We start from the raw sequence: 26,300 nt of genomic DNA, 5'->3' as shown, positions 1-26,300 counted from the left end.
TTACGCTGTTTTTAGAATTGAAATGGGCAAATTCTCCTTTGTTTCAACATCAACTTCCAACTCGTTTTGAACGTAATTTGTTTTTTGAATGGCTTGATAATGAATAAAATCTTCCTTTTCAAACACAAAAAGTTGTTTGTTTTCTGGATGAACTACGACAAGTTTTACCCATTCATTTTTAAACCATTCATAGGTTGATGGATTTTTTAAAATTGCTTTTTTTACAATTTCCGGAAAATGCTCTGCCACAACCAATAATCGGATAGGATCATGAACTTCAATCATCTGACTGGGCAATCCGGGACGAAGATCTCCATCAATTCCATTAGCTACACCAATCAAACCCATTACGTTATGTGGTAGTTTTGAACCGGCACCTAACTTTTGGTTGTCAACCCTGGAAAAGTAATATTCCAAATTTATTCCGCCGGCAACCGGGGCTACTTGTCCTAAAATAACCGCTAGAAAATCACCTGAGGGATCAATTTGATAATCATAGGAATTCAAAAACGACCTTCTGTCTAAAAACAATTGTTTAGACATACTTCTTCTTCCAACAACACTCATCGCGTTCGTAGCATGATTCAATTCCGGTCGAGGCTCAAACAATGACAGAGATCTTCTTTTTACATTTTTGTGTACCTTTTCAAGTGAATCGGAAGAATTAATAGTGTCAAACCTTCTAGAACGTTCTTTTGCATTATTTTGGAGAGCTTTTGAAAATATTTCTTGATTTTGAAAATGTAATTTTTGATTGAATTCACTTAAAATACCTTCATCATAAAATTGAATTTCATCTCTGGTTGTATCATGTAAAGCGGGCAAAAATTGAGTTTCCAAAGGAATTTCTATTCCTCGTTCTTTAAGCATTTCCCTAACTTTTGGATGATTGGCGGCAAAACACGCAACTTTTGCATTCACAGAACTTGGTCTTCCGCAACAAGCACCGCAATCATATCCGGCATAATGTGTGTTATTCACGCTTGTAGCACCGTGTCCGACAACATAAATAAGCGACGAAAAATTCTTGATGAGACCAATACTTTTTAATAGTCCTTCAACTCTATTCGTCATTTCCTCTATGGTAAAACCAACTTGTAAATCACTTTCTCTATCATTAATATTTTGATTTTCGATATGAAGTTTAGCCTTTTTATGTAAATGTTTGAATGAAGACGTTGTAGCCGAAGACATAGATGGCCTAAAAATGTTTAGGAACAATTTAAAAGCAGAAGTAAATCCGAGAGTCTGACTAATTATCCAACCAAAAAGCAACGAATGAGAATGCTTGTGATAATGAAAATCTTTCACATGTTTTTTCTTTCTGTGCTCTTCTTTAATCAAATACTTAGGTGTTACCGGTGCAGGACATAATTTGGTATGAAATTTTCCATTTACCGGTTGGTAATAAAATTCAAAATTGAAAAAAGCAGCAGTTCCGAATGTTTCTGCTTTAGAATCTTGATGTTCAATGTGTCTTCTAAAAGAACATTCACGATCATCCATACAAAATAAACCTTGAAAACTTGGAGTAGAATTGACAGGCACTTGTTCTGTTTCTTTTACACTTGCTAACACCTGATCATAAAAGCTCCACTCAAACGCTTTTTGCCAAAGTGACAGAACCTCAAACAATTCGTTATATTTTATAGGTTCAAAGAGTTTATATTCATGTGCTCTCACTTTTAATCCTAGTGGCGACCAATTACTATTGAATTTTTTGTCTAAAACATCAATTTCGAGCAATAATTCAAACTTAACCAACTCTTCAAAAGTAATTGGTCTTGTGTCTAAAAGCGAACTGGGATTTATTTCGATAGTGGCAATCATCCCACTCCATCCGGGATGAGCAAATTGTTGGTCAAATAAATAGTATTCATAAAGTTCTTGCTTGCCAACCACAATTTCGAGTAATTCTGTAATGGATGCATTTTTAAAAAGCAATTCCTTTACTCTTGTTGAAGAAAACAAACTTTGAGAAGTATTTTGTTCCAAAGCTTTAATTGCAGCTAAAAAACCAGTTGCCTTTTCAGGAAAAATCCAAAGTGCAATGCCTTGATCTAAATAACTGCACAACACCCGAAAGAGTAAACTATGAGTGGATTTTTCTAAGTTGATAGAATATTCTTTTTTCCAGTTGGCTCGCAAATTTCCGATTCTGGCTTTAACCGATTCATGGTAGTTTTGATTGAGCAATTTATCCTTCCATACTGAGAAATTCTCCTTCCCTTTTTCTTTTTCAATCACCCAATCGAGTACGGTTTCATTAATTTCAGATTTATTAAATCGCTTTCTGAAATCTTCTAAAGGCAAATAGGTTTTATAACCAAAAATGGTAGTTGCTTTTGCCAAAGCTTCATGAAAATTTTTATGTTGAAATGCGTGTAAAGTATTGTGATGCACAAAATCTTTCAACGGGTTTTGTGCCGGTAAATAATGAGTTAGACGATGAAGAACGGTATGTTCATCAAAGCCATCGATAGTTGTTTTCACTGATTAATGAAGTTGAATTAATACATAAGTTATTGATATTCAATACAAATTGAAATCTTAAAAAACTAATAATGTATTAAGACCGATGTATTTTCCAATTGCAGTATAAATCGTAAAGACGTAATTTATCTACAATTATTTTAGTGAGAAATTGAAAGAAAAACTGTCTTTCTTCAAAAACTAAAGTAAATACATTGGGTTTTGGAAATGTAAAATCTAAATGAACTTCGTCAATTTCAGATTCTGTAGTTTTTGCTTGGTTAACAGCCGTAAATGCTACTGTTCGGGACGAATGAATATCACATTCGGAAAAATTGTTTGGAGAATTTTTTTGAGAGGTTAGTTGATTCTGATCTAATTCAGCCAATAGTAATCCTCTGACAGAACCTGTGTATAGTACAATAAATACCAGAAGCAGAGAAAATAATCCTTTATTTTTTTCTAAAACTAATTTTATTGTTCTCACATTATTTATCTAAAGCGATGTAAAATTAGATTAATTTTCGATTAAAAATGAATTTAATAAAAAAAGTTCCGATAACGATATCGGAACTTTTCAAGTTATTGTTTTCTTTCAAACTTACAACAACTGTGTAAATCATTATAAGCTTCGTCTGTTGCTTTTATTTTTCCTGTATCGTGACCCACTTTTGCCACTGCTTCGTGAACTTGTTGGAGAGTACATTTATTTTCATCTAAAACCAAATGCATATCCTGATGGTCTGCATGCCAAACAGCAGACTTCACTCCTTTGACAGACAAGGCTGCTTTTTCTATTCGTTTTTTACACATCTCACAATTACCATTTACTTCAATGTCGTATTTAGCATTTTTGTTTTTCTTTTCTTGAGCATGAAGGGAAATTCCCACCATGAAAACCATTAGTGTTACAATTATATTTTTCATTTTTATATTCATTTATGTGATTACTTATATCAATTATTTTGAAGTAATTTGCTATTTGGTACTATACTGAGAACTATCATTCGGAACGCTGACCACCATAATAAAATGTGCTTGCGGTGGCTATAATTTAGAATTAATTAATTCTCCACCTCAATCCTGCATAATACATCGCTCCAAATACCGGACCATAAATCATACTACTATCAAAAAAATCCCCAAAAGGGTCCGTCGCAGCAATGATAGCGTTAGGTTGGCGATAGTTATTCATGTTCTCACCTCCGACATAGATTTCAAAATTCGAACTGAATACTTTAGTCACTTGAGCATTTAGTGTAAAAAACGCTGGAGCCATGGTGTTCCACTGAGAGTCAAGAGGATTTCCGGTTGAAACCGGCATTCGCTGTTTCCCTAACCAATTATAAGTGGCGTCAAATTTCCATTGTTTTCCATTATCCTTTGTACGTGTTTCATACGCCAAATTGGTAAAAAATCGGTGTCTAGGTTGCAATACGCGTTGCTCCAATCCAATCGAGTTAGTAGTTCGAACATCATAAAACTTATAAGAATTCCTCCATTCTAAATGTGTCGTTGGTGTGATATTAAAATCCAATTGCAGGCTGTTAGCAAATGATTTTCCGTTTAGATTATAAAAATTCACTTGTTGTGCGGAAGCGTCTAAATCAACCACCACCTGATTTTGAAAATCGGTTCGATATACGTCTAACCCAATCTCTGCATCTTTACCGATAATTTTAAATTTTTGTAAAAAACTCAACCCATAATTCCAAGCAATTTCTGGATCCAAATTATAAAATCCATTATCCCCTTGAGGCAAAGTGGGTAACACAAAAGTACGATTGGAAGCAAATAAATTTTGATTTTCCATAAACACATTAGCTAATCTTTTGCCTCTTCCTATTGACGCTCTTAGTGTTGTTTGTTCTGCCGGCTGAAATCTAATATGTGCTCTAGGGGTAAGAAAAGCTCCTAATCTGTTGTTATAATCTGCTCTACCCCCAAGCGTGTAACTCAAATCATCATTATTACTGTAACTGTATTCAAAAAAAGCACCTGCACCGATATCCGTTCGAGAAAAATCATTAAATTGATATAATTCTTCAAATCGGTCCCATTGAAAAGAAGCACCCGTGGTAAATTTATGTAACGTATTACTAATAATGGAGGCAAAAAGCAGATTACTGTACCAACTTTGGTGACGCACAAAATAATCTCTATTGCCATAATATCCATCTTGACGATAATCCGTGAATTGGTTTTGAAAACCGATACTTTGGTAATCCATATCAGGAAAAACATACCCAACTTTGGCACTGGCTAAAAACTGACGGGTATTAATTTCAGAACCCCAAAATGGATTACTGGGTCTTGGAATGCTGGGGTCAAATTCTACTTGACCAGATTGTTTTTCATCAATAAAAAAGCGCCATTTGAATTCTGCGGAAATACCTTTTTTCCCACAAATACCATATTTCCATTGGTTCATTACATTAATTTGACGCATTAATGGATTGTCTAAGAATCCATCTTTATTCATATCGTTTTTTTCATTTCGGAAATTACCGTGCACCAATACACCTGTCGCCCAATGCTCGTTTAAAATAGTGTGATAGTGTGTGTTTAGTTCATAACGACCACCCATCGCTCCAAAAACATTGATAAAAAGTGTAGGCTCTTCATCTGGTTTTAAAAACTCATAATTAATTTGCCCCGAAATGCTTTCATAGCCATTGATAACGCTTCCGGCACCTTTAGTAATTTGTATACTATGAGCCCAAGGCCCCGGAATGTATGAAAGTCCGGAATATTGCGAACCACCCCTTAATGCAAGAATATTTTCCTCAGTCATGGTAATATAAGGGTTGGTGAGACCTAACATCCTAATTTGTCTGGTCCCGGAGACTGCATCAGAAAAATTTACATCGATACTTGGGTTCGTTTCAAAACTCTCTGAAAGGTTACAACACGCCGCCTTGGTTAATTCCTTGGCAGTCATGGTTTGTACATTGGCTGTAGAGCGAAGATTTCTTTGAAGTGAGCTTCTCAATTTTGTGAGCGTTACTTCATCTAAAGAGGTATCAAACTCCATTTTAAAATTAAAATTTCCGGGTTTTTCGATAGTCTGGGTAATTGTTTTAAAACCAACATAACTAATTACTAAAACCGAATTTTCGGCAGCAAATGGAATCGTAAAGTTTCCTTGATCGTCAGAAACCGCCCCAATTTGGGTGTTTTGCCAATAAATATTTGCTGTTTTAAGAGGTTGATTGTTATCAAAAGTAATTTTACCGGTGACATTTTCTTGCGAAAAAAGCACTGTAGCAAACAATAAAAAAAGTGAAATTATAAATTGCTTTTTCATTAAAAATGATTTTAAATTAAACGTAATTTTTTCACAAAAGTGAAATCTAATTTAATCTAAAATCAGGCATAAAAAACAAATTGGGAATACAATTGATAGAGTGGAGGAGCATTCGCATCACAGTAATAATCAAACAATTGCTCGTTAACTAGCACTATCCTATTGGTGAAAAAAGAAAATTCACCAGTTGGTAAAACCGAAACATAATCGAAGTCAAACTGCAGTTGTTTAATCACTACCTCATCAAAATCTGCTTGAATTGTTTCATCTGAACAACAACCGTCGTGATTTTCTAACGAAGTTGCACAACACGATTTTTCTTCCGGATGAACGTCCACCACACAAGGTTCCTCTGTATTAAAAATTGAGGAAACAGAAGCAATCGTATCACCGCAATAATGCACATTTAAAGCCAATCCACTGGAAGAAATCAGCAGATAAAAAGCCATTATTATACTAGTGCACTTTTTGAAATTCATAATGCAAAGGTACTTTTTTTTGATTACTAGCTTAAAAAAAAATCTGTTAATTGAATTAAATCTCAACAACTTGACCTAAAAGCGGAACAGTTGCATCAAATCCGTATGTGTCAAAAATCTTTGTCCGCAAGGTGTCCGCAGCTTCATTTTCACCGTGAACTAAAAATATTTTTTGAGGTTTTTGCGTTAATTCACTCAACCAATTGAGTAAATCAAGTTGGTCGCCATGAGCGGAAAGACCTTCAACTAAAACAATTTCGGCTTCTACCGGATAATACTTTCCAAAAAATTTAATTTCCTTGGCTCCTTCTAATAATTTTCTTCCACGCGTTCCTTCTGCTTGATAACCCACTAATAACACCGTGTTTTCGGGCTTTATTATATATCGTTCTAAATAAGACAATACTCTTCCCCCGGTAATCATTCCACTTGCGGCAATCACAACTTTTGGTCTTTTGTCGTAAATGGCATTGATGGTGTCTTCATAATCTGAAATCATCGAAAACATGCTACACATTTCTTCACACTGGTTTGGATTTAATTTGTGCCATTTCGGATTATCATTAAAAATATCCAACACTTTAATACCCATTGGCGTATCGATGATATAGGGAATAGTTGGAATTCGATTTTGCAAACGCAATTGCCAAAGCAAATACATGACTGTTTGTGCTCGTTCCACTGCAAAGCTAGGAATCACAACATTTCCGCCTCTTTCTACGGTTTTATTGATAATCATTTCCAAATCTAATAAAACATCATTTTGCGGATGAAGTCGATTGCCATAGGTACTTTCTAAAAAAATATAATCTGCTTTTTGAGGTTTTTCAGGCGGATACATCAACACATCGTCATCTTGACCCACATCACCAGAAAAGACCAAGACTTTTTCGTTTATAGTAAGTTCGATTGAACAAGCTCCTAAGATATGTCCGGATTGAAAAAATGAAAACCAGCAATCTTCTGACAAACGAATTTGAACATCTTTTTCAACCACTTTAAAGAAAGAAGTTACTTGTTCCGCATCTGCTACAGTATATAAAGGTTCGGCCGGATTATGTTTAGAAAAATGCTCTTGATTTGCCTTTGAAGCCTCTTCTTCCTGAATTTTTGCACTATCGGCTAAAATAAGTTTTGCAATTTGTTTGGTTGGTGCAGTACAAAATATTTTTCCTTTAAAACCCTGTTTAACTAACAGAGGCAACCAACCGCAATGATCAAGGTGGCCATGTGTGAGCAACACAAAATCGATTGTGGAAGGATCAATTGATAGCGGCTGCCAGTTTAAATCGCGTAATGCTTTTATACCTTGAAATAAGCCGCAATCAATTAAAAGACGAAATTCGTTATGTTCAACTAGCGTTTTTGAACCCGTTACTGTTCCGGTTCCTCCTAAAAAATGAATTTTCATGATTTTACTGAATTAGATTGCATAATTGATTCGCTTCTTTTAGAATGTTTTTAATCCGATTTGTACTTAATCCAATTTTTGACAACCAATCGGAATGCTGAAGTAAGTCTTTGACAGTTATGATATCTTGTATTAATAATCTATCTTTTTCCACTGCCGTTAGCGTGGTTAAACAAGTAACAGGATAGAGTTGATAGACATCAATTTTATGTTTTAAACTATTTTCTCTCGGATAATCCCAACTCAATAACTGGAGATGAGAACAAGTACCAAAATTAATAGCGTCTTCGGTAAATCGATTGTTAGTTGCAATCCAACAATGACTAATTTTGTGGTTTGCATTAAAAATTGAAAAGGGTATTTCTTTCAAATCATTAAATCGTGATAAAATATAAAGTGGCACTTTCACATCGGTCTTCGCATCTTGACTCCCGTGAAATTTGCATTCTATCATCGAAATTGTATTTTCTTTTTTAAGTAAAACGTCCACTTCATGCGAAATACACTTTCCTTGCAGAATTAAATTTGTTTGGACTTGATAACCTTCTAATTCAAATAATTTTCCTATGAATTTTTCGAAGAAAAAACCAGCCGGACCCAGAGCTTGAATCGCTGTTCTTAGATTATAGCGAGCCGCATGAACATTTGAAAAGTTTTTTAATAATTGAAAGGCGAGTTTATAAATTTTTTTAGTAGGAATGCCTTCGTACAATTCGCGTTCAATTTCATGAAGCACTTGCAACACAACATTGTCATCTGCTCCCGATTTCTGCAACGATCTTTGAAGTTTAGTTTTGTCAAAAGAAACAATTTCTCCGGAAAATTTTGTGACTTTCATCTCTCATAAATTGTCTCATAAAGGTACAAAAAAATAAGTCAACTTTGCCTTTTCTGAAAATAAAACGCAGGCACAAAAAGTACTAAAAACAACGGTTGAATAATAAACCTTCGGACATAGAAAAGTAAAAAATTACTGTTTTCATCCAAAATAAAAACAATACCAAAAAACATCAAAATCAAAGTTAAAAACAAGGCTAGATAAAGTGCCGATGCAAATTTGGTGAGCGATACATCTTTAAATAGAAAATATATAATGGCTATCGACAAGGAAGCATTCAAAATATACCGGAACAGCAGACTAAAAAAAAGCCAGATACCATTGAAATCCGGAAATGGTAAATTGAGGTAATCATTTTTAAAATAGCTTAAAAAAGGATCATAAAACAAGGTTTTTTCAAAAAAACGAATGAGTGCCAAAACAAGCACGCATAATGCTATCATGAAAACATCAAGAGGTTTAGTCTTTTTTTTGAATTGCATATACAGAAAATTTATTTACCCAAACAACCCATAATAAAAAAACAACACCATAAATAAACAATGGAAAAATCACGCCATGTAAAAGGTGCTCATGCTGAGGATACTGATACAAAGCTATAGCTATCAAAGCAATTCTAATCACGTTAAGTAGGTAAATTAAAACAGAGCCCACTGAGATGAATAAAACTGTTTTTTTCCAATTTCCTTTAAATGCAATTACAAAAGCAATGAAAAGAATAATTACACTAATGGCGTTGCACCCTTCTACCACTCTGGCAACAAATTTTTCTTCCACAAAAAGCATCATAGAATTCTGTTTGGGATGAGGCTCTAAATGTGAATTGTATTGAAAAAATTCGATGGTTTGTTGTGTTTGAACACCAACTATTTTGGTAATTGAATCTACTTCCAATAAAGAATCATCAAATGAATTCAAATAAAATTGATACAAAACCGTTAAAAAAACATAGCTCAGGAAGAATTTTAATAAAAAAATTAAAAAAGGCTTGTATTGAATAATGTACTTTTTCAAAACTGAATTTTTAACAAAAATATGTAAATTAATGCAGTTTTGAAGTTTTAACTTTGCAAAAAATTTAACCTATGAAATTGGATGCCCTAAAACCAAAAATAAGTGAAATTTCAACTTTATTTGATCTGTCACGAGAAGAAAAATTACAAAAAATCTGTCAATTGCTTCATGACGAAGTAGATTATTATAATTGGGTCGGTTTTTATTTTGCCAACCACGAAGCCCAAACCTTGCATTTAGGCCCTTACGTAGGGGCAGAGACCGATCATACTGTTATTCCGTTTGGGAAGGGAATTTGCGGTCAAGTTGCCGTTTCTAATAAAAATTTTGTGGTTCCGGATGTTTCTGCACAGGACAATTATATTGCTTGTAGTTTTACCGTAAAATCTGAAATTGTTGTTCCGCTTTTTGTGAACGGTAAAAATATTGGTCAAATCGATATCGACAGCCATGTATTGGATCCTTTCACTAAAAAAGATGAAAAATTTCTGGAATTTGTAAACGAAGAAGTTGCAAAGTTGTTTTAGAAAAGCTTGTCCATCTAAAAAATAAAATTACCTTTGCAACCGAATTAGGAAACACCTATTTCATACATAAAAATCATTTAAAATAATATTGGAATGTATTTAACGAAAGAAACAAAAGCTGAAATCTTCGCAAAACACGGAGGAAAAGCTGAAAACACTGGTTCTACAGAAGGTCAAGTAGCCCTTTTTACTTTTAGAATCGCTCACTTAACTGAGCATTTGAAAAAAAATCGTCATGATTACAACACTGAGCGTTCGCTAGTGCTTTTAGTAGGTAAAAGAAGAAGTCTTCTTGACTACTTAAAGAAAAAAGATGTTGTAAAATATCGTGAGTTAATTAAAGAATTAGGAATTAGAAAATAATCAACTAAGGGGCTTTGTGCCCCTTTTTGTTTTATATATTGTAAAGTTCCAAACAACCATTTAGGTTGAGGAATAAAAAAGTTTGGTTTTTCATTGGGTTACACAACAACTACACACAACAACACAACGAAACCTAATAATTAATACCAAATTAGAATTTTTATGATTCCAAACGTAACGAAAGAAGTTATCGATTTAGGAGATGGAAGAACCATTTCTATCGAAACTGGAAAATTAGCGAAACAAGCAGACGGTTCTGTTGTGGTTCGTTTAGGCGATTGTATGCTTTTAGCTACAGCTGTTTCAGCCAGAACAGCAAACCCGAATGTAGATTTTTTACCTTTAACGGTAGATTATCGTGAAAAATTTGCCGCTGCAGGAAGATTTCCGGGTGGATTTTTCAAAAGAGAAGCCCGTCCAAGCGACAACGAAGTATTAACTATGCGATTAGTAGACCGTGTTTTGCGTCCGCTTTTCCCAGATGATTATCATGCAGAAACGCAAGTAATGATTCAATTAATGAGTCACGACGAAAATGTTATGCCTGATGCGTTGGCTGGTTTGGCTGCTTCTGCTGCGTTAGCTGTTTCCGATATTCCTTTCTACAATTTAATTTCTGAAGTACGCGTTGCTCGTATTGATGGAAAATTCATCATTAACCCGAGCAAAGCTCAATTGGAATTATCAGACATCGACATGATGATTGGTGCTTCGTTGGATTCTGTGGCCATGGTGGAAGGTGAAATGAAAGAAATTTCAGAAAAAGAAATGGTGGAAGCCATTAAATTTGCTCACGAAGCGATTAAAGTTCAAATTCATGCTCAATTGCGTTTGCAAGAAGCGTTTGGCAAAAAAGAAATTAGAACCTACGAAGGCGAACCTGAAGATGAAGCGGTTTATGCCAAAGTAAAAGCAGCAGCGTATGACAAATGTTATGCCATTGCACAAGCAGCTTCCGGAAAAAGCGAAAGAACTGAAAAGTTTGCTTTAGTAAAAGAAGAGTGTAAAGCTTTATTTACTGAAGAAGAATATGCAGAAAACGCTGACTTAGCCGGTTTGGTTGGAAAATATTATTACAAAACAAATAAAGAAGCTGTTCGTAATGTAATTCTTGAAAAAGGAATTCGTTTAGACGGAAGAAAAACAACCGAAATCAGACCGATTTGGTGTGAAATCGATTATTTGCCATCTGTTCATGGTTCATCTTTATTTACACGTGGTGAAACACAAGCTTTAGCTACAGTAACATTAGGAACGTCAAGAGAAGCGAATCAAATTGACTCGCCATCCGAACAAGGTGAAGAAAAATTCTATTTGCATTATAACTTCCCTCCTTTCTCAACCGGTGAAGCAAAACCGTTAAGAGGAACATCAAGAAGAGAAGTGGGTCACGGAAACTTGGCTCAACGTGCGTTGAAAAATATGATTCCTGCTGAATGTCCTTATACTATCAGAATTGTTTCTGAAGTTTTAGAATCTAATGGTTCTTCTTCTATGGCAACAGTTTGTGCCGGAACAATGGCTTTGATGGATGCTGGTGTTCAAATGGTGAAACCAGTTTCTGGTATTGCGATGGGATTAATTACAGACGGTCAAAAATTTGCAGTTTTATCTGATATTTTAGGAGACGAAGATCATTTAGGTGATATGGACTTTAAAGTTACCGGAACGGCAGATGGAATTACCGCTTGTCAAATGGACATCAAAATCGACGGATTGCGTTATGACATCATGGAGCAAGCGTTAGATCAAGCAAGAGAAGGTCGTTTACACATTTTAGGTAAATTGGTCGAAACGATTGCTACGCCTAGAGAAGATGTTAAGAAACACGCTCCAAAGATCATTATGCGAACTATTCCTGGTTCTTTCATTGGTGCCTTAATCGGACCTGGAGGAAAAGTAATTCAAGAATTACAAAAAGCTACAGGATGTACTATCGTTATCAACGAAGTTGACGAACAAGGAGTAGTTGAAATCTTAGGAACTGATCCGGATGGAATTGCAGCTGTTTTAGCTAAAATTGATTCGTTGATGTTCAAACCACAGATAGGTGAAGCATACGAAGTAAAAGTAATTAAAATGTTAGATTTTGGTGCTGTAGTAGAATATACTACTGCTCCAGGAAACGAGGTTTTATTGCACGTTTCTGAATTAGCTTGGGAAAGAACCGAAAACGTAACCGACGTGGTAAATATGGGCGATGTTTTCGAAGTGAAATACTTAGGTATGGATCCAAAAACAAGAAAAGAGAAAGTTTCCAGAAAAGCTCTTTTGCCAAGACCTCCAAGATCAGAAGAAAATAAAATTATGCCTAAAAAGGATTAATTTTAATTAACTTATATCTCAACCCGATTCAAAACTGAATCGGGTTTTTTTTTGTAATTTATCTACTACATTTGTGAATATATTAACAATTATTATATATTTGCAACAACGTGCCACCAAAAACAATATGATTTCCTCAATGCAAAAAACTATTCTCCTACTCCACTTACTATGCTTAACCACTATTTTAGGTCAAGAGTTTTCCATAACGGGAAGAATTATTGACGAAAACAAACAAGGAATAGAAGGAACAGAAATTGTATTGCTAAACGAAGGAACCATATCTAATTCAGCGATTACCAACAAAGATGGAAACTTTCTAATTAAAAATAAACCAGGAGTATATTCACTTCGATTTTACTTTGTTGGAACAGTCATTTATCAAACCGATTTTAACCTCGATAAAGATATTGATTTAGGCACATTGGAATCATTTGACAATTCAACGCAATTGAGAGAGGTTGAAGTCACTTCCAAAAAACGAATTATTGAAAATCAGGTTGACAGAACCGTTTTTAATGTAGAAAACAGTATTCGCTCAACCGGAACAGATGGTTTTGAACTGCTAAAAGCGACTCCGGGTATTTTTGTGTCGGGTAATCAAATTGGAATTGTTGGAAAAAGTTCCGTTAGTGTCATGATTGATGATAAAATAGTCAATTTATCCGGTAATGAATTAATCAATTATTTACGAGGAATTACTTCAGAAAGCATCAAAAATATTGAAGTAATCACAACTCCTCCGGCAAAATATGATGCCCAAGGAAATAGCGGATTAATCAATATTAAATTAAAAAAAACTCCCGAAGATTCTTGGGCAGTAAACGTTCGTAATTATTATGAACAAAATTCCTACCCTATCTATTTAGGCGGAATCAGTTTTGCCTTTAACAAAAATAAATTAAGTCTTTTTACCGATTACATCAGGCAAACCGGACATGATAAATACTGGGAAAATCTTAACAATGATTTTGAAACAGAACGTTGGGAAGGAAGCACCAACAGAAAAGATACGCGTGATATTAACCGTCTTGCGTTTTCGTTGGATTACAAAATTTCTGAAAAGGCAAGTATCGGTACAAAATACATCGGATTATTAGACAATCCGGACACGGCAGACCGAAATGCCACAGCCATAAGAGATAATTCTTCCAACGATATTACCTCAACTTTTTTTACCAATGGTTTTAACAAAAACGAAAGTTCTAATCATACGTTAAACGTTTACTATGTTCAAAAACTTGATACATTAGGGAAACAAATTTCGGTAGATTTTGATTATTTTAATTATACAGAAGATCAAAACAGGACTTTTACAACCCGAGAATTTTCTGCTGAAAACACACAAATCGGGTCAAGTTTTATCGCTAATAACACAAGCTTGCAAGAAATCTTAAACTACAGTGGAAAAATTGATGTTGATTTACCCACCAAATGGGCAACCTACGGTTTTGGCGGAAAAATAAGCTTTGTTGAAAACAAGAGCAATATTGCTTTTTTCAATCTTTCCAGCGGAATACCCGTTTTAGACATCAATCAAACCAACGATTTTGATTACGCTGAAAACACGCAATCTGCCTACATAAATTTCAAAAAATCACTCAGTGAGAAATGGCAAACACAAATCGGTTTTCGTTATGAAAATACCATTGTAGAGGGCACAACAACTTCACTTGATGTTACACAAAATCAGGAAAACAACTTTAGCTACAACAGACTATTCCCAACGATGTATTTGACGTATACGCCCAATGAAAACCACAATTTTTCAGCCAATTACAGCAAACGAATTGGTCGCCCTATTTTTTGGCATTTGAATCCGTTTAAAGTGTATATAAATTCATTTACCTATGCTGAAGGAAATCCATTTCTTCAACCTTCGTTTACAGATAATTATGAAATAAATTACAATTTCAAAGAAAATCTAAGTTTCAAAGTGTATTACTCCAACACAATAGACGGAAGCATGCAACTTCCAATTATTGAGACAAACAACGATGAAACAATTTTACGCTATTTTAGAGATAACTATGTAGATCGATATCAATTTGGCGGAACGATTACCTACTATTTTGACAAAATTCCTTGGTGGGAAAGTTCTAACACAATTAACGGCTACAACAACGTAACCACTTTTATCAAAGACGTTCCCACCGAAGCAAGAAATGGTTTTCAATATCATTTTTTCACCTATAATACTTTTAATTTAAACAAAAGCAAATCGCTTAAAGCCGAGGTAAACTACGAATTTCACAGTGCCCGAAGAGATTACTATTTTTCGGCCACACAATATAATAAACTCGATCTCGGGCTTCGCTATTCCTTAAAAGAAAAAGGATTGAACTTTATTTTAATGGCTTCCGATGTTTTTCGAAGTTATCGAGCCGATTTTACCAGTGTTGTAAATAATGTTGGGCAGCTTAACAATAGCTATTACGATGATAGAAAAATCTTATTAGGTGTAACCTATAAATTTGGAAATAAAAAACTTAACGCTAGCCAACGTGAAACTGGCAATGAAGAAATAAAAGATCGACTAAAATAATTTTTTAATTTTTGTAACTTTTATTTATCTCTTCACGTATAACTACATGAAACTATTATTCAAGTAGAAAATAAATGAGACAGCTTAAAATCACCAAGCAGGTTACTAATCGTGAAACTGCATCCCTAGACAAATACCTGCAAGAAATTGGAAAGGTTGATTTAATTACAGCCGATGAAGAGGTAGAATTAGCTCAACGCATCAAAGCCGGCGATCAACGTGCTTTGGAAAAGTTAACTAAAGCTAATTTACGTTTCGTGGTATCTGTTGCTAAACAATATCAAAATCAAGGACTCACACTTCCCGATTTAATTAATGAGGGAAACCTAGGACTTATAAAAGCAGCTCAACGTTTTGATGAAACACGTGGATTCAAATTCATCTCATACGCAGTATGGTGGATTCGTCAATCTATTCTTCAAGCCCTGGCAGAACAATCTCGTATTGTACGTTTGCCGTTGAACAAAATTGGTTCAATCAATAAAATCAACAAAATGTACGCTTTGTTAGAACAATCTAACGAAAGACCGCCTTCTGCTGAAGAAATTGCAAAAGAACTTGATATGACTGTCAATGACGTAAAAGAGTCAATGAAAAACTCTGGTCGTCATTTATCAATGGATGCTCCGTTAGTTGAAGGTGAAGATTCTAATCTATATGACGTTTTACGTTCTGGAGAGTCTCCAAATCCTGACAGAGAATTAATTCACGAATCACTTCGCACAGAGATTGAACGTTCGTTAGAAACCTTAACACCAAGAGAAGCAGACGTAGTTCGTTTGTATTTTGGTTTAGGCGATCAACATCCAATGACCTTAGAAGAAATTGGAGAAACCTTCGATTTAACCCGCGAACGTGTTCGTCAAATTAAAGAAAAAGCAATCCGTAGATTAAAACACACCTCAAGAAGTAAAATATTAAAAACTTATTTGGGATAAGTTTTTTCTATCGCAATTGCCTTTGATTTATAAAAGTAATTCGTATTTTTCGAGTCTGAAATTGATACGCAAACGATAAAAATAGTAAAATTACAAACAGTTTAAACTGTTCGTTTTTTGATTGATGATTGAAACTCCGGCTGATTACCGGAGTTTTGCTTTTTTAGGAAGCAAAATCCGGTCTGTTCGCTCCGCTCGGGTTCCCGGAGTTTTGCTTTTTAACCTGAACTCGTTTCAGGTTATTACTCATCATTTGGGCGTGACCACAAGGGTCAGGCTTTCCGTTACAAGTCCTCACAAAAAACGCCATTTTCTAAAACCCAAAAAGAGCTTCCGTTGGTCGCTTTTTTGGCTCAAGAAAATTGGCGTTTTTTGTTCCGGGCTTTTCACTTCAATCCTTCACGCAACTCAGTGCTAAAAAGAAAATTCAGGTTTTAAACAAAAGACTTCCCCGTTTGCCTTTAAAATTTTACTTTTGCACAAACAACAACTACAACAACACAATGAAAAAAACGTTAATTGCTCCTTCAGTCTTAGCCGCGGATTTTGCCAACCTGCAACGCGATATTGAAATGATTAATCATAGTGAAGCTGATTGGTTTCACATCGATATTATGGACGGCGTTTTTGTGCCCAACATTTCTTTCGGAATGCCGGTTTTAGAAGCCATTTCAAAACATGCTAAAAAAACAATCGATGTTCATTTAATGATTATCGATCCGGATCGCTATATCAAAACCTTTGCTCAACTTGGTTCTACGAATTTAACCGTTCATTACGAAGCTTGCACACACTTGCACCGCACACTCCAAGCCATCAAAGCGGAAGGAATGAAAGCGGGTGTAGCATTGAATCCGCACACGCCAGTTAGCTTATTAGAAGACATCATCAACGATATCGATTTGGTTTGTTTAATGAGTGTAAATCCCGGTTTTGGCGGGCAATCATTCATCGAAAAAACATATAAAAAAGTAAAGGAATTAAAAGAAATTATTACTCGCAACAATGCCTCAACTTTAATCGAAATTGATGGTGGTGTAACTAACAGAAACGCTAAACAACTAGCAGAAGCCGGAGCCGATGTGTTAGTAGCAGGAAACTTCGTTTTTAAAGCAGAAAATCCGACTCAAACGATATCGGATTTGAAAAAATTGTTAAATAATTAAAACTAATACTGCTCCAATAAATACTTAATAATATCCGTAGTTGTTACAATTCCAACCAACAAATCACCTTCTACAATGGGAAGTGCATGAAACTCTCTCTTAGATAAAATTTCTGCAACTTCTTTGATGGTGGTTTCCGGTGCAACAGTGACTAATTTTTTAGCCATCACTTGTTCAACGGTAAACATATTGTAAACAGTTACATCTACCACTTCGTCTTCATCATCAACAGCATCAACAAAAGATATTCGGAGTAAATCGGTATAACTGAGCATTCCGATAATTTTATTGCTGTTTACAACGGGAATATGTCGAATATGATGCTTTTTAAACAGCATTTCCGCTTTGGTTAAATCATCCGTTAAGTTGAGCTTAATTACATTTTTTGTCATAATGGTCGAAACCGGAACTTGCTTTTTCATCTTAATCTGCTTTAAATCTTTACAAATTTCAGCATTACTTATGCGAGTTCAAATGACGATTGTCATAGTATAATTGATGCTTTTTTTGTACCTTAATCGAATCGAAAATTTATCATTTTTCTTACCTTTTCATACAATTCAGGGAATTCTCTTCTAAAATCATCCGGTGTTTCAAAAAAATGTTCCAACAATACAGCTATAAATTCAAAACTATTTGAAAAAGCATAAATTCGAAAATAATTAGAATCAATTAATTTATTAGCCACATGATGTTGAGCTGTATAGGTCAAAATAGCATTGTAATTTCGAGTAAAAAGAATCGAACTCTTGTCTGTTCGTTTTAGTCCGTGAAAATGAACGGCATGGGCAAATTCGTGTAAGCCTAAATTCAAATTATCATTATGGTATTCGTATCCTTCTAAAAAATCCTTCCATGAAAAAACGATGGCCTTCATTCTCGGATTAAATTCGCCTTTGTGCCAGGCATCATTCGATGTAGAATAATATGACTCTGGATAAATTATAATTTTGTCAAAAACATCAATCAAATACTTTCGCATTCCAAAAGTTAATTTGACCGCAGTGGCAGAAATGAATACTTTTATTTCCTCATTTAAAACCAATTCTTCCTTGGTAATAAATTGGTAATTGGCCATAAAAGTAGCCAATCTGTGTTCAAAATATTTTTTCTTTTTATCAGAAAGACGGTTGTAAAAAGTAATTTTTTCTCTTAGAATTCGCTGCTGTTCATGCGTTAATGTTTTCGGCATAAAATACAAATGCACAAATAGTGGTTTATGAAAAACCTTGGCGTAAAAATATTCAGCAACATAAAAAGCTATTACTGCCAGAATTCCGAAACCTAAAAACAATACTAAAAATGTAAAAAGACTTATACCATCCATTTGCCTGCCATTGTAAGTTGATTAGTTACAATCCATTTAATTCAACTTAATTGATGTTGTTTTTTTCTCTAAGGAAATAACAAGTAATAAAAACACTAATTAACGACTTTTAATTATAAAAACCTCTTCTGATTCATTAATAAAGTATGAAAAGTTATCGATTGAAAAATCATTAGTTTTGTTATTTAAAAGTAAAAGCTAAAAAAATAACTAGCTTAAAAATCATTTGTACGATTATGCATAGTTGTGAGCTCGACAGTATTTTGATAGCAACATCCAATAAAGCTCCGCTTTGAAAATAGTAAAAACAAAAAAACGCTCAAGTAAGCTTGGCGTTTTCTCTTTTTTTACTATTTATTCGTGACCTCGACAGGATTCAAACCTGTAACCCTCAGAGCCGAAATCTGATATTCTATTCAGTTGAACTACGAGGCCGATTAATCTTGAGACTGCGAATCTACAATAAATTATGTTATGCTAAAAGCTTTTTTACAATAGTTGAAATTGTTTTTCCGTCAGCACTTCCGGCCAATTGTTTGGAGACTATTCCCATTAATTGTCCCATGGAAGCCATTCCTGAAAATCCGTTTTCTGTAATGATTTGAGCAACAATTGCTTCCACTTCTACTTCCGATAATTGCTTTGGTAAAAACTTTTCGATAATTGCTGCTTGCTGAACTTCAGGTTCAGCCAAATCTTGTCTTCCTTGTTCTACATAAATTGCAGCACTATCTTTGCGTTGCTTTACCAATCGTTGCAAAAGTTTAATTTCATCCTCTTGCATCAATTCGTCTTTTGCTCCCCCTTCTGTTAAGGCTAGCAAAATAGCTGATTTAACGGCGCGTAAAGATTCTAAAGCTATCGTGTCTTTTGCACGCATTGCGTTTTTAATTTCTTCGTTGATTTGGGTTTGCAAACTCATGTTTATTTAATTTTAAATTAACCATTAAATACATTATTAAAGGTTTACAAAGATAAAAAAATAACCCGAAAACCATTTCTGATTTTCGGGTTAAAAACGATTTGTTTAGGTTAGTTAATCCACATTATCGTGCAGAAAAGAGTTGTTTGATCTCAATTGAGCATCATTATTACTATCTGTTCCCAGCGATGTTCTGGATTGATTATTCATAGAAGAATTTGTTGGTAAATCCACTCCCATTCTTTTATAAGCCGGCACTTTTTCCATCTCATCTAATCGAGAAGAATTGTTGTGAAATTTATAATTGAAATCTTTCAACTTTTTTCTTCTTTCGTCGGCACGCATTTTCAACGTTTCTTCGATAGTTAATTCTGAAGTTGGGTTGATTTCGTCAAATGAAGGGGTAAAAGCAGTAGGAGTTTCTACTTTTTTCATTGTAATATTCATTTCTTCATTTACCGGTTCTTCCACCACATTTACAATTGGTTTAGAATTTAGCAATTCCGATTCAATCTCCATATATTCTTCTAGAGAATAACGTATTACGCCGGTTTCGTTGACCTCTGTCATTGGAATAACCTGCTTAGGTTCGTTCACAATAATTTCGTTTGTTGCAATCGGGTCTAGTTCAAAAAGAACTGTTTTTTCTACCTCGGTTTCCACTGTTTTTTCAACTGACAAATCAAAAGACAAGGTTATTTGCTCTTTTTCTACAATCACAAATTCTGGGTCTTTTACGATAATTTCGCGAACTTCCGGTGTTGTGGCAAACAAATGGTTCTCCGAAAAAGGGGAAACAATTTCATATGTTACATCAATATTTTTGATTAAATCGGTTGTTTGAATTAGTTCTGAAACCATTTTTGGCTCAACTACTTCCAACTCTTCAATCAATTCAAAAACAATTTTGTCTTCCGTTGAAGCTTTGGGAGTTTCTTTTTCAATGGCAACACCTAACATCGGAGCCACAATTTTTTGACTTAAGTCGATCGTATTGGTTTGATTTTCATCTAACGTATGAATTATTTTTTTTGGCTCAGCATTCACGATCTCTTTTTGCTGTTCCACATTAAAACCCGTAGCAATGATGGTTACGGCGATAGAATCTCCTAATGAATCATCTTCACCAACTCCCATGATGATGTTGGCGTTATGACCTGCTTCGTTTTGAATGTGGTCGTTAATTTCGCCAATTTCGTCAATCGTAATTTCGGTTGAACCAGAAACGATAAGCAACAATACGTTTTTGGCTCCTGTAATTTTATTGTCATTTAACAACGGTGAATCCAACGCAGAAACAATGGCATCTTTAGCTCTGTTTTCGCCTTCAGCAATGGCAGAACCCATGATAGCCGTTCCGCTGTTTGACAACACAGTTTTAGCGTCTTTTAAATCGATATTTTGCGTATAGTGATGCGTAATTACTTCTGCAATTCCGCGAGAAGCTGTGGCTAACACTTCATCTGCTTTTGAAAATCCGGCTTTGAATCCAAGATTTCCATACACTTCTCTTAATTTATTATTGTTGATAACGATCAATGAATCAACTTGCTTACGTAAACGTTCAACGCCGGACATCGCTTGTTCCGAACGAACTTTACCTTCAAATTGAAACGGAATTGTAACAATTCCAACCGTTAAAATATCTTTATCTTTGGCCATCTGAGCAATTACAGGAGCTGCACCCGTTCCGGTTCCACCACCCATTCCTGCGGTAATGAAAATCATTTTGGTGTTGCTATCCAATAATTTATCAATGTCTTCCATACTTTCTATGGCAGACTGCTGACCTACTTCAGGGTTTGCACCTGCTCCTAATCCTTCGGTAAGGTTAACACCCAACTGAATTTTATTAGGTACCGGGCTGTTTTGAAGTGCTTGTGAGTCGGTATTACAAACCACAAAATCTACTCCTTTAATTCCTTGTTTAAACATGTGGTTGATGGCGTTACTTCCGCCACCGCCAACACCAATTACTTTAATTACATTTGATTGGTTTTTAGGTAAATCAAATGAAATGTTTCCAAAATCTGAGTTGCTTGTCATACTACTTGGTTTTTCTAATTCATTTTAAATTTTTCAATAGTGCAGAACTAGGTTCTATTCTGCATTATCTAAAAATTCTTTAATCTTTTCTACATACTTATCAAAGAAAGAACGTTTGATTTTATTCTCTGTACTTTCATTTTTTGGTTCTGCTGCTTTTGGGGTTTCGGCAACAGACTCAATTTTTGGTTCTTCAACGGTTACTCCTTTAGGAAGTGATTGTTCCATTTCTGACATCAAAATGGCACTTTTACTATTATTGTTAATGCTATTCATCATTAATCCCACCGCGGTAGCATATAACGGACTTGACATTTCTTCGTCAGAATTTCCGGCCAAATGTTCGTTTGGATAACCAATTCTAGTGTCCATTCCGGTAATATATTCTACCAATTGTTTGATGTGTTTTAATTGAGAACCTCCTCCGGTTAAAACAATTCCGGCAATTAGTTTCTTTTTAGGATCATCACATCCATAGGTTTTAATTTCATCAAAAACTTGTTCAATAATTTCAACCACACGAGCATTAATTATTTTTGAAAGATTTTTTAGTGAAATTTCTTTTGGTTCACGACCTCTTAATCCGGGAATTGAAACAATTTCATTGTCTTTGTTTTCTCCGGGCCAAGCTGATCCGAATTTTACTTTTAGCAATTCGGCTTGTTTTTCGATGATTGAACAACCTTCTTTGATATCATCGGTAATTACATTTCCACCAAAAGGAATTACCGCTGTATGACGAATAATTCCATCTTTAAAAATCGCTAAATCAGTTGTTCCGCCACCAATATCAATCAAGGCTACACCGGCTTCTTTTTCTTCTTGGCTTAAAACGGCATCAGACGAAGCAAGCGGTTCAAGTGTTAAGCCGGACAATTCAATTCCGGCACTTTGAATACAACGGCCTACGTTTCGGATGGAAGCGGCATGCCCAACCACTACATGAAAACTGCTTTCTAACCTTCCGCCATACATTCCGATTGGCTCTTTGATTTCGGCTTGACCGTCGATTTTGAATTCTTGTGGCAACACATGAATAATTTCTTCGCCCGGCAACATGGCTAATTTGTGCACTTGGTTAATTAATTGCTCAATGTCTTTGTCGCAAATTACTTCTTCGGGATTGCTTCGGCTGATGTAGTCGCTGTGCTGAATGCTACGGATATGTTGGCCCGCAATTCCTACCACAACATCTTTAATCATATAGCCTGAATTTTCCTCTGCTTCTGCAATAGCGGCTTGAATAGACTGGATTGTTTGCGTAATATTATTGACCACTCCCCTGTGAACACCCAAACTTTTGGATTTTCCCACACCTAAGATTTCGAGTTTGCCATACTCGTTTTTACGACCAATCATGGCCACAATTTTTGTGGTACCAATGTCTAAACCTACTGCGATGTTTTCATTTTTCATGTGCTTCTATTTTGTGCAAACTACCTGTTGCGTGAACTTCAGATTAATTAGTTGGTAACCATGTATGGAACTATCTTGGACTGCTTTTTGAAAAAAGGCTTTATAATTCCTAAATTTTTTTTCCATATTGATGGTTTTTCCAAAATCAATATCATAATCAAAATTTCTATTCTTCATTTTCAAGCTACCGGACGGCAAAACTTGTATACCAATGATATTTTTTTTCAAAAACTCATCGTCATGAATCATTCGAAACAATGCGTTTAAATCTTCTCTGTTTTTGTCGTTTATTCCCCCCGAAACAAGCGGAACACGTGCCGTATGAATAGTTGACAATGGCATTTTAGTTCCTTTATAATCAATGTAATACGAACCACTACCTTCGAATATTCTAGCAACGGGTGTCTTCTGCTTAACAACTGCTTTTAAATGACCATCAACACTTACAAAAACTTCTGCATTTTCAACCATGTCGTGTTGATTGATGGTATTTTCCAAATCATTCAAATCTAAAGTAACTTTCCGTATACTGGAAGCATCTTTTTTATTTTCTATTAACAATTTATTAACCGTTTCATGTGTTACAAAAAGTTGCTCACCATCTTGAAATTCAACGGTGGCATTTTGCAATTTTCTGTTGTCATTTCTTTTGGATGTAAACGAATACAGAAAGACCAAAAGCATGACCATCAACACTAAACGCAAATTTGTCCAGTTAAAATACTTTTTCATTTAATCGCTTCTTTATCGGTTTAACTAATTCGCCAATATCACCTGCTCCGATGGTTACAATTACGGTTGCATCTGAGGCTAAAATTGCCTCTATTACATTATTTTTTGTTACTAATTTTTTAGTTGAATTATCTATTTTTGACAATAGCCATTGTGAGGTAATTCCTTCCACAGGAAGTTCTCTGGCCGGATAAATATCTAACAAAATAATTTCATCAAATTGCGAAAGACTTTTAGCAAAATCATCTGCAAAATCTTTCGTTCTACTGAACAAATGCGGTTGAAAAACAGCCAACACTTTTTGTTGGGGATACAATTCACTAACGGCTTGGTAAACCGCATTTATCTCAGTAGGATGATGTGCATAATCATCAATAAAAACCAATTTTTCTGTTTTAATTTGATAGGAAAAACGTCTTTTAACTCCGTTGAATGTACTCAAAGCTCTGGCAATACCGTCGGTTGGGGATCCATATGTTGTAGCCATTGCCAAAGCCATGAGAGCATTCATTAAATTGTGTCTTCCCGGCAAATTGAAATGTATATTTTTAATTGTTTCCGATGGTGTTTTTACATCAAAAACATAGGTGCTATTTTCTATTCTGATGTTGAAAGCAGTAAAATCTGCTTCTTCATCGATGGCAATTTTCATACCTTTCAGTGGTAAACTTTTGGGTGTGAAAAGCATTTTTTCATCTTCCACTTTATCAGCAAATTCTACAAAAGTTGCTTCAATAGCATCAGAATTTCCATAAATATCCAAATGATCGGCATCCATCGACGTCACACAGGCCATGTTTGGATGAAGATGTAGAAAGGAACGATCAAATTCATCGGCTTCAACCACAGTGACCGTTTTTCCGTTTCCGATTAAATTGGAATTATAATTTTCTACAATTCCACCTAAAAAAGCGGTTACGTCCACACCACATTCATACAAAACATGTCCTAAAATACTGGAAGTTGTTGTTTTTCCGTGTGTTCCGGCAACAGCAAAACAATAAGTGTCTTTGGTAATAATTCCTAACACTTCTGCCCTTTTTTTGATTGAGTAATTTCTCTCTAAAAAATAATTCCATTCCGAATGAGAAACTGGAACAGCAGGTGTAGTAATGACCAAGGTGTTTTCTACATAAAAATGGGTTGGAATTGCACTAATATCATCTTCATAATGAATTTGCATTCCAATCGCTTCCAATTCTTTGGTCAGTTCTGTCTCGGTTTTGTCGTAGCCTGCAATTTCTTTTCCAAGGAAACTGAAATAGCGGGCAAGAGCACTCATTCCGATTCCTCCGATTCCGATGAAATAAACGTTATGGATTTGATTTAGATTCATATTTTTTTTGCCACAAAGGCTAAAAGACACAAAGTCTTCTTTACTTTTTTATTAGCTTACTAATTTCTTTAACGATGTCTTGCGTTGCATTGGGTTTAGCCAATTTTTTGATTTGATTTCCTAATTCAATTTGGTGTTTTTCATCGGCAACTAGATGAGAAAAAACAGGCTCAAATTTTCCGTCTAACTCACTTTCTTTTAACAAAATTGCTCCGTTTTTATCTACAATTGCTTTGGCATTTTTAGTCTGATGATCCTCAGCTACGTTGGGAGACGGAATAAAAATAACCGGTTTACCCACCAAACAAAGTTCTGAAACAGATGACGCTCCTGCCCGAGAAATAATGATATCGGCTACCGCATAAACCAAATCCATTCTGTCGATAAACGAAACAACTTTTACATTCGGTTTTTCATTAAAATGACTGTATTCGTCAAAATAAAGTTTGCCACATTGCCAAATCACTTGAATATTCTGATTGATAATAAAATCCAATTCTTTTGCAATGAGTTGATTAATTCTTCTCGAACCTAAACTTCCTCCCAAAACCAACAAGGTCTTTTTTGTTGCATCTAAGGCAAAGTAAGTCAACGCATCCAATCGTTTATTATCAATAGAAATCAAATCTTCTCTAACAGGATTTCCGGTTAATTTTATTTTATTTTTTGGAAAAAAGCGTTCTAAATTATCATATGCCACACAAATCACAGACGCTCTTTTGCTTAAAATTTTATTGGTAATTCCCGGATAAGAATTCTGCTCTTGCACCACAATTGGAATATTCATCACAGCTGCCGCACGTAATAAAGGACCTGAGGCAAAACCTCCGGTTCCGATCACTACATCCGGTTTAAATGCTTTTATGATTCGTCTTGATTTTATCAAACTATCAATGACCTTAACAGGAAACATCAGGTTTTGCAAGGTTAATTTTCGTTGTAAACCTGCAATCCACAATCCTTTTATTGGATATCCGGCTTGTGGCACTTTTTGCATTTCCATTTTATCTTTTGCACCAACAAACAAAATTTCGCAATCGGGAAATTGAGCTTTTAATTCATTGGCAATGGCTATCGCCGGGTAGATATGTCCACCGGTTCCGCCACCACTTAGTATGAATTTTAAATTGCTCATT

23 protein-coding genes and 1 tRNA gene are annotated in these 26,300 nt (G+C 35.0%); 6 read left to right on the top strand and 18 right to left on the bottom strand.

Going from position 1 to position 26,300, the window contains the following annotated elements:
• From B0I10_RS08830 to xrtF, 9 genes are all read right to left on the bottom strand, one after another.
• On the bottom strand, positions 1–2,493 hold the full coding sequence (locus tag B0I10_RS08830) for a YbcC family protein (RefSeq protein ID WP_112086138.1): 2,493 nt from the start codon (positions 2,491–2,493) through the stop codon (positions 1–3).
• Between the two features lie 76 nt (positions 2,494–2,569).
• On the bottom strand, positions 2,570–2,959 hold the full coding sequence (locus tag B0I10_RS08825) for a hypothetical protein (protein ID WP_112086137.1): 390 nt from the start codon (positions 2,957–2,959) through the stop codon (positions 2,570–2,572).
• 95 nt (positions 2,960–3,054) lie between these two features.
• Positions 3,055–3,399, bottom strand: a complete 345-nt coding sequence (locus B0I10_RS08820) for a heavy-metal-associated domain-containing protein (RefSeq protein ID WP_112086188.1) — start codon at positions 3,397–3,399, stop codon at positions 3,055–3,057.
• A gap of 133 nt (positions 3,400–3,532) precedes the next feature.
• A complete protein-coding gene (locus B0I10_RS08815) occupies positions 3,533–5,779 on the bottom strand; it encodes a TonB-dependent receptor plug domain-containing protein (protein WP_112086136.1) in 2,247 nt (748 codons plus the stop codon).
• A 62-nt stretch (positions 5,780–5,841) separates the two neighbouring features.
• On the bottom strand, positions 5,842–6,258 hold the full coding sequence (locus tag B0I10_RS08810; protein WP_146740330.1) for an HYC_CC_PP family protein: 417 nt from the start codon (positions 6,256–6,258) through the stop codon (positions 5,842–5,844).
• Between the two features lie 55 nt (positions 6,259–6,313).
• The gene (locus B0I10_RS08805) at positions 6,314–7,669 is read right to left on the bottom strand and encodes an MBL fold metallo-hydrolase RNA specificity domain-containing protein (protein ID WP_112086134.1); all 1,356 of its coding nucleotides are present in this window, start codon (positions 7,667–7,669) and stop codon (positions 6,314–6,316) included.
• 4 nt (positions 7,670–7,673) lie between these two features.
• Entirely contained in the window at positions 7,674–8,507 is an 834-nt protein-coding gene (locus B0I10_RS08800; RefSeq protein ID WP_112086133.1) for an ATP cone domain-containing protein, read from the bottom strand.
• A gap of 38 nt (positions 8,508–8,545) precedes the next feature.
• On the bottom strand, positions 8,546–8,989 hold the full coding sequence (locus B0I10_RS08795; RefSeq protein ID WP_449404076.1) for an exosortase F system-associated membrane protein: 444 nt from the start codon (positions 8,987–8,989) through the stop codon (positions 8,546–8,548).
• Positions 8,967–9,521, bottom strand: a complete 555-nt coding sequence (xrtF, locus tag B0I10_RS08790; protein ID WP_112086132.1) for an exosortase family protein XrtF — start codon at positions 9,519–9,521, stop codon at positions 8,967–8,969. Before xrtF ends, B0I10_RS08795 begins: the two co-directional genes overlap by 23 nt.
• Positions 9,522–9,592: 71 nt before the next feature.
• Here xrtF and B0I10_RS08785 point away from each other — a divergent pair, with 71 nt between their 5' ends.
• The 6 genes from B0I10_RS08785 to rpe all read left to right on the top strand — a co-directional run bounded on the left by B0I10_RS08785 (position 9,593) and on the right by rpe (position 17,385).
• Positions 9,593–10,048, top strand: coding sequence for a GAF domain-containing protein (locus tag B0I10_RS08785; protein ID WP_112086131.1), 456 nt, complete (start codon positions 9,593–9,595; stop codon positions 10,046–10,048).
• 93 nt (positions 10,049–10,141) lie between these two features.
• Positions 10,142–10,411, top strand: a complete 270-nt coding sequence (gene rpsO / locus B0I10_RS08780) for a 30S ribosomal protein S15 (protein ID WP_112086130.1) — start codon at positions 10,142–10,144, stop codon at positions 10,409–10,411.
• A gap of 162 nt (positions 10,412–10,573) precedes the next feature.
• Entirely contained in the window at positions 10,574–12,736 is a 2,163-nt protein-coding gene (locus tag B0I10_RS08775; protein ID WP_112086129.1) for a polyribonucleotide nucleotidyltransferase, read from the top strand.
• Positions 12,737–12,875: 139 nt separating this feature from the next.
• Positions 12,876–15,281, top strand: a complete 2,406-nt coding sequence (locus tag B0I10_RS08770; protein ID WP_181456929.1) for an outer membrane beta-barrel family protein — start codon at positions 12,876–12,878, stop codon at positions 15,279–15,281.
• 74 nt (positions 15,282–15,355) lie between these two features.
• Positions 15,356–16,219, top strand: coding sequence for a sigma-70 family RNA polymerase sigma factor (locus B0I10_RS08765; protein WP_007804760.1), 864 nt, complete (start codon positions 15,356–15,358; stop codon positions 16,217–16,219).
• Positions 16,220–16,722: 503 nt separating this feature from the next.
• Positions 16,723–17,385, top strand: coding sequence for a ribulose-phosphate 3-epimerase (rpe, locus tag B0I10_RS08760; protein WP_112086186.1), 663 nt, complete (start codon positions 16,723–16,725; stop codon positions 17,383–17,385).
• A 2-nt stretch (positions 17,386–17,387) separates the two neighbouring features.
• On the opposite strand, the gene B0I10_RS08755 is transcribed toward rpe, so the two are convergent.
• From B0I10_RS08755 to murG, 9 genes are all read right to left on the bottom strand, one after another.
• Positions 17,388–17,807, bottom strand: coding sequence for a CBS domain-containing protein (locus tag B0I10_RS08755; protein WP_112086127.1), 420 nt, complete (start codon positions 17,805–17,807; stop codon positions 17,388–17,390).
• Between the two features lie 92 nt (positions 17,808–17,899).
• Positions 17,900–18,712, bottom strand: a complete 813-nt coding sequence (locus tag B0I10_RS08750) for a zinc-dependent peptidase (RefSeq protein WP_112086126.1) — start codon at positions 18,710–18,712, stop codon at positions 17,900–17,902.
• A gap of 361 nt (positions 18,713–19,073) precedes the next feature.
• A tRNA-Arg gene (locus B0I10_RS08745) sits at positions 19,074–19,147 on the bottom strand.
• A gap of 37 nt (positions 19,148–19,184) precedes the next feature.
• Positions 19,185–19,634, bottom strand: a complete 450-nt coding sequence (locus B0I10_RS08740; protein ID WP_112086125.1) for a GatB/YqeY domain-containing protein — start codon at positions 19,632–19,634, stop codon at positions 19,185–19,187.
• Positions 19,635–19,748: 114 nt separating this feature from the next.
• The gene (ftsZ, locus tag B0I10_RS08735) at positions 19,749–21,680 is read right to left on the bottom strand and encodes a cell division protein FtsZ (RefSeq protein ID WP_112086124.1); all 1,932 of its coding nucleotides are present in this window, start codon (positions 21,678–21,680) and stop codon (positions 19,749–19,751) included.
• 54 nt (positions 21,681–21,734) lie between these two features.
• Positions 21,735–23,096 (bottom strand): cell division protein FtsA, encoded by a 1,362-nt coding sequence (ftsA, locus tag B0I10_RS08730; RefSeq protein WP_112086123.1) that lies wholly within the window; start codon positions 23,094–23,096, stop codon positions 21,735–21,737.
• 6 nt (positions 23,097–23,102) lie between these two features.
• Positions 23,103–23,828, bottom strand: coding sequence for a cell division protein FtsQ/DivIB (locus tag B0I10_RS08725; RefSeq protein WP_112086122.1), 726 nt, complete (start codon positions 23,826–23,828; stop codon positions 23,103–23,105).
• Positions 23,812–25,164, bottom strand: a complete 1,353-nt coding sequence (gene murC / locus B0I10_RS08720; protein ID WP_112086121.1) for a UDP-N-acetylmuramate--L-alanine ligase — start codon at positions 25,162–25,164, stop codon at positions 23,812–23,814. The genes B0I10_RS08725 and murC overlap by 17 nt, the downstream gene beginning before the upstream one ends.
• Before the next feature lie 40 nt (positions 25,165–25,204).
• Positions 25,205–26,299 carry an undecaprenyldiphospho-muramoylpentapeptide beta-N-acetylglucosaminyltransferase gene (murG, locus tag B0I10_RS08715; protein ID WP_112086120.1) on the bottom strand — a complete coding sequence of 365 codons (1,095 nt, stop codon included), beginning with the start codon at positions 26,297–26,299 and terminating at the stop codon, positions 25,205–25,207.
• Between the last annotated feature and the right edge of the window lies 1 nt (position 26,300).

Source organism: Flavobacterium lacus (genome assembly GCF_003268815.1).
Lineage (GTDB): Bacteria > Bacteroidota > Bacteroidia > Flavobacteriales > Flavobacteriaceae > Flavobacterium > Flavobacterium lacus.
Note: the sequence above shows the minus strand (reverse complement) of the source record. Positions and strands in the feature narration are given on the sequence as shown.

Excerpts from the sequence above, each read along its gene's own strand:
- B0I10_RS08820 (WP_112086188.1), bottom strand. The coding sequence starts at position 3,399 with ATGAAAAATATAATTGTAACACTAATGGTTTTCATGGTGGGAATTTCC.
- B0I10_RS08815 (WP_112086136.1), bottom strand. The coding sequence starts at position 5,779 with ATGAAAAAGCAATTTATAATTTCACTTTTTTTATTGTTTGCTACAGTG.
- B0I10_RS08810 (WP_146740330.1), bottom strand. The coding sequence starts at position 6,258 with ATGAATTTCAAAAAGTGCACTAGTATAATAATGGCTTTTTATCTGCTG.
- B0I10_RS08805 (WP_112086134.1), bottom strand. The coding sequence starts at position 7,669 with ATGAAAATTCATTTTTTAGGAGGAACCGGAACAGTAACGGGTTCAAAA.
- B0I10_RS08800 (WP_112086133.1), bottom strand. The coding sequence starts at position 8,507 with ATGAAAGTCACAAAATTTTCCGGAGAAATTGTTTCTTTTGACAAAACT.
- B0I10_RS08795 (WP_449404076.1), bottom strand. The coding sequence starts at position 8,989 with ATGCAATTCAAAAAAAAGACTAAACCTCTTGATGTTTTCATGATAGCA.
- B0I10_RS08785 (WP_112086131.1), top strand. The coding sequence starts at position 9,593 with ATGAAATTGGATGCCCTAAAACCAAAAATAAGTGAAATTTCAACTTTA.
- rpsO (WP_112086130.1), top strand. The coding sequence starts at position 10,142 with ATGTATTTAACGAAAGAAACAAAAGCTGAAATCTTCGCAAAACACGGA.
- B0I10_RS08775 (WP_112086129.1), top strand. The coding sequence starts at position 10,574 with ATGATTCCAAACGTAACGAAAGAAGTTATCGATTTAGGAGATGGAAGA.
- B0I10_RS08770 (WP_181456929.1), top strand. The coding sequence starts at position 12,876 with ATGCAAAAAACTATTCTCCTACTCCACTTACTATGCTTAACCACTATT.
- B0I10_RS08765 (WP_007804760.1), top strand. The coding sequence starts at position 15,356 with ATGAGACAGCTTAAAATCACCAAGCAGGTTACTAATCGTGAAACTGCA.
- rpe (WP_112086186.1), top strand. The coding sequence starts at position 16,723 with ATGAAAAAAACGTTAATTGCTCCTTCAGTCTTAGCCGCGGATTTTGCC.
- B0I10_RS08755 (WP_112086127.1), bottom strand. The coding sequence starts at position 17,807 with ATGAAAAAGCAAGTTCCGGTTTCGACCATTATGACAAAAAATGTAATT.
- B0I10_RS08750 (WP_112086126.1), bottom strand. The coding sequence starts at position 18,712 with ATGGATGGTATAAGTCTTTTTACATTTTTAGTATTGTTTTTAGGTTTC.
- B0I10_RS08740 (WP_112086125.1), bottom strand. The coding sequence starts at position 19,634 with ATGAGTTTGCAAACCCAAATCAACGAAGAAATTAAAAACGCAATGCGT.
- ftsZ (WP_112086124.1), bottom strand. The coding sequence starts at position 21,680 with ATGACAAGCAACTCAGATTTTGGAAACATTTCATTTGATTTACCTAAA.
- ftsA (WP_112086123.1), bottom strand. The coding sequence starts at position 23,096 with ATGAAAAATGAAAACATCGCAGTAGGTTTAGACATTGGTACCACAAAA.
- B0I10_RS08725 (WP_112086122.1), bottom strand. The coding sequence starts at position 23,828 with ATGAAAAAGTATTTTAACTGGACAAATTTGCGTTTAGTGTTGATGGTC.
- murC (WP_112086121.1), bottom strand. The coding sequence starts at position 25,164 with ATGAATCTAAATCAAATCCATAACGTTTATTTCATCGGAATCGGAGGA.
- murG (WP_112086120.1), bottom strand. The coding sequence starts at position 26,299 with ATGAGCAATTTAAAATTCATACTAAGTGGTGGCGGAACCGGTGGACAT.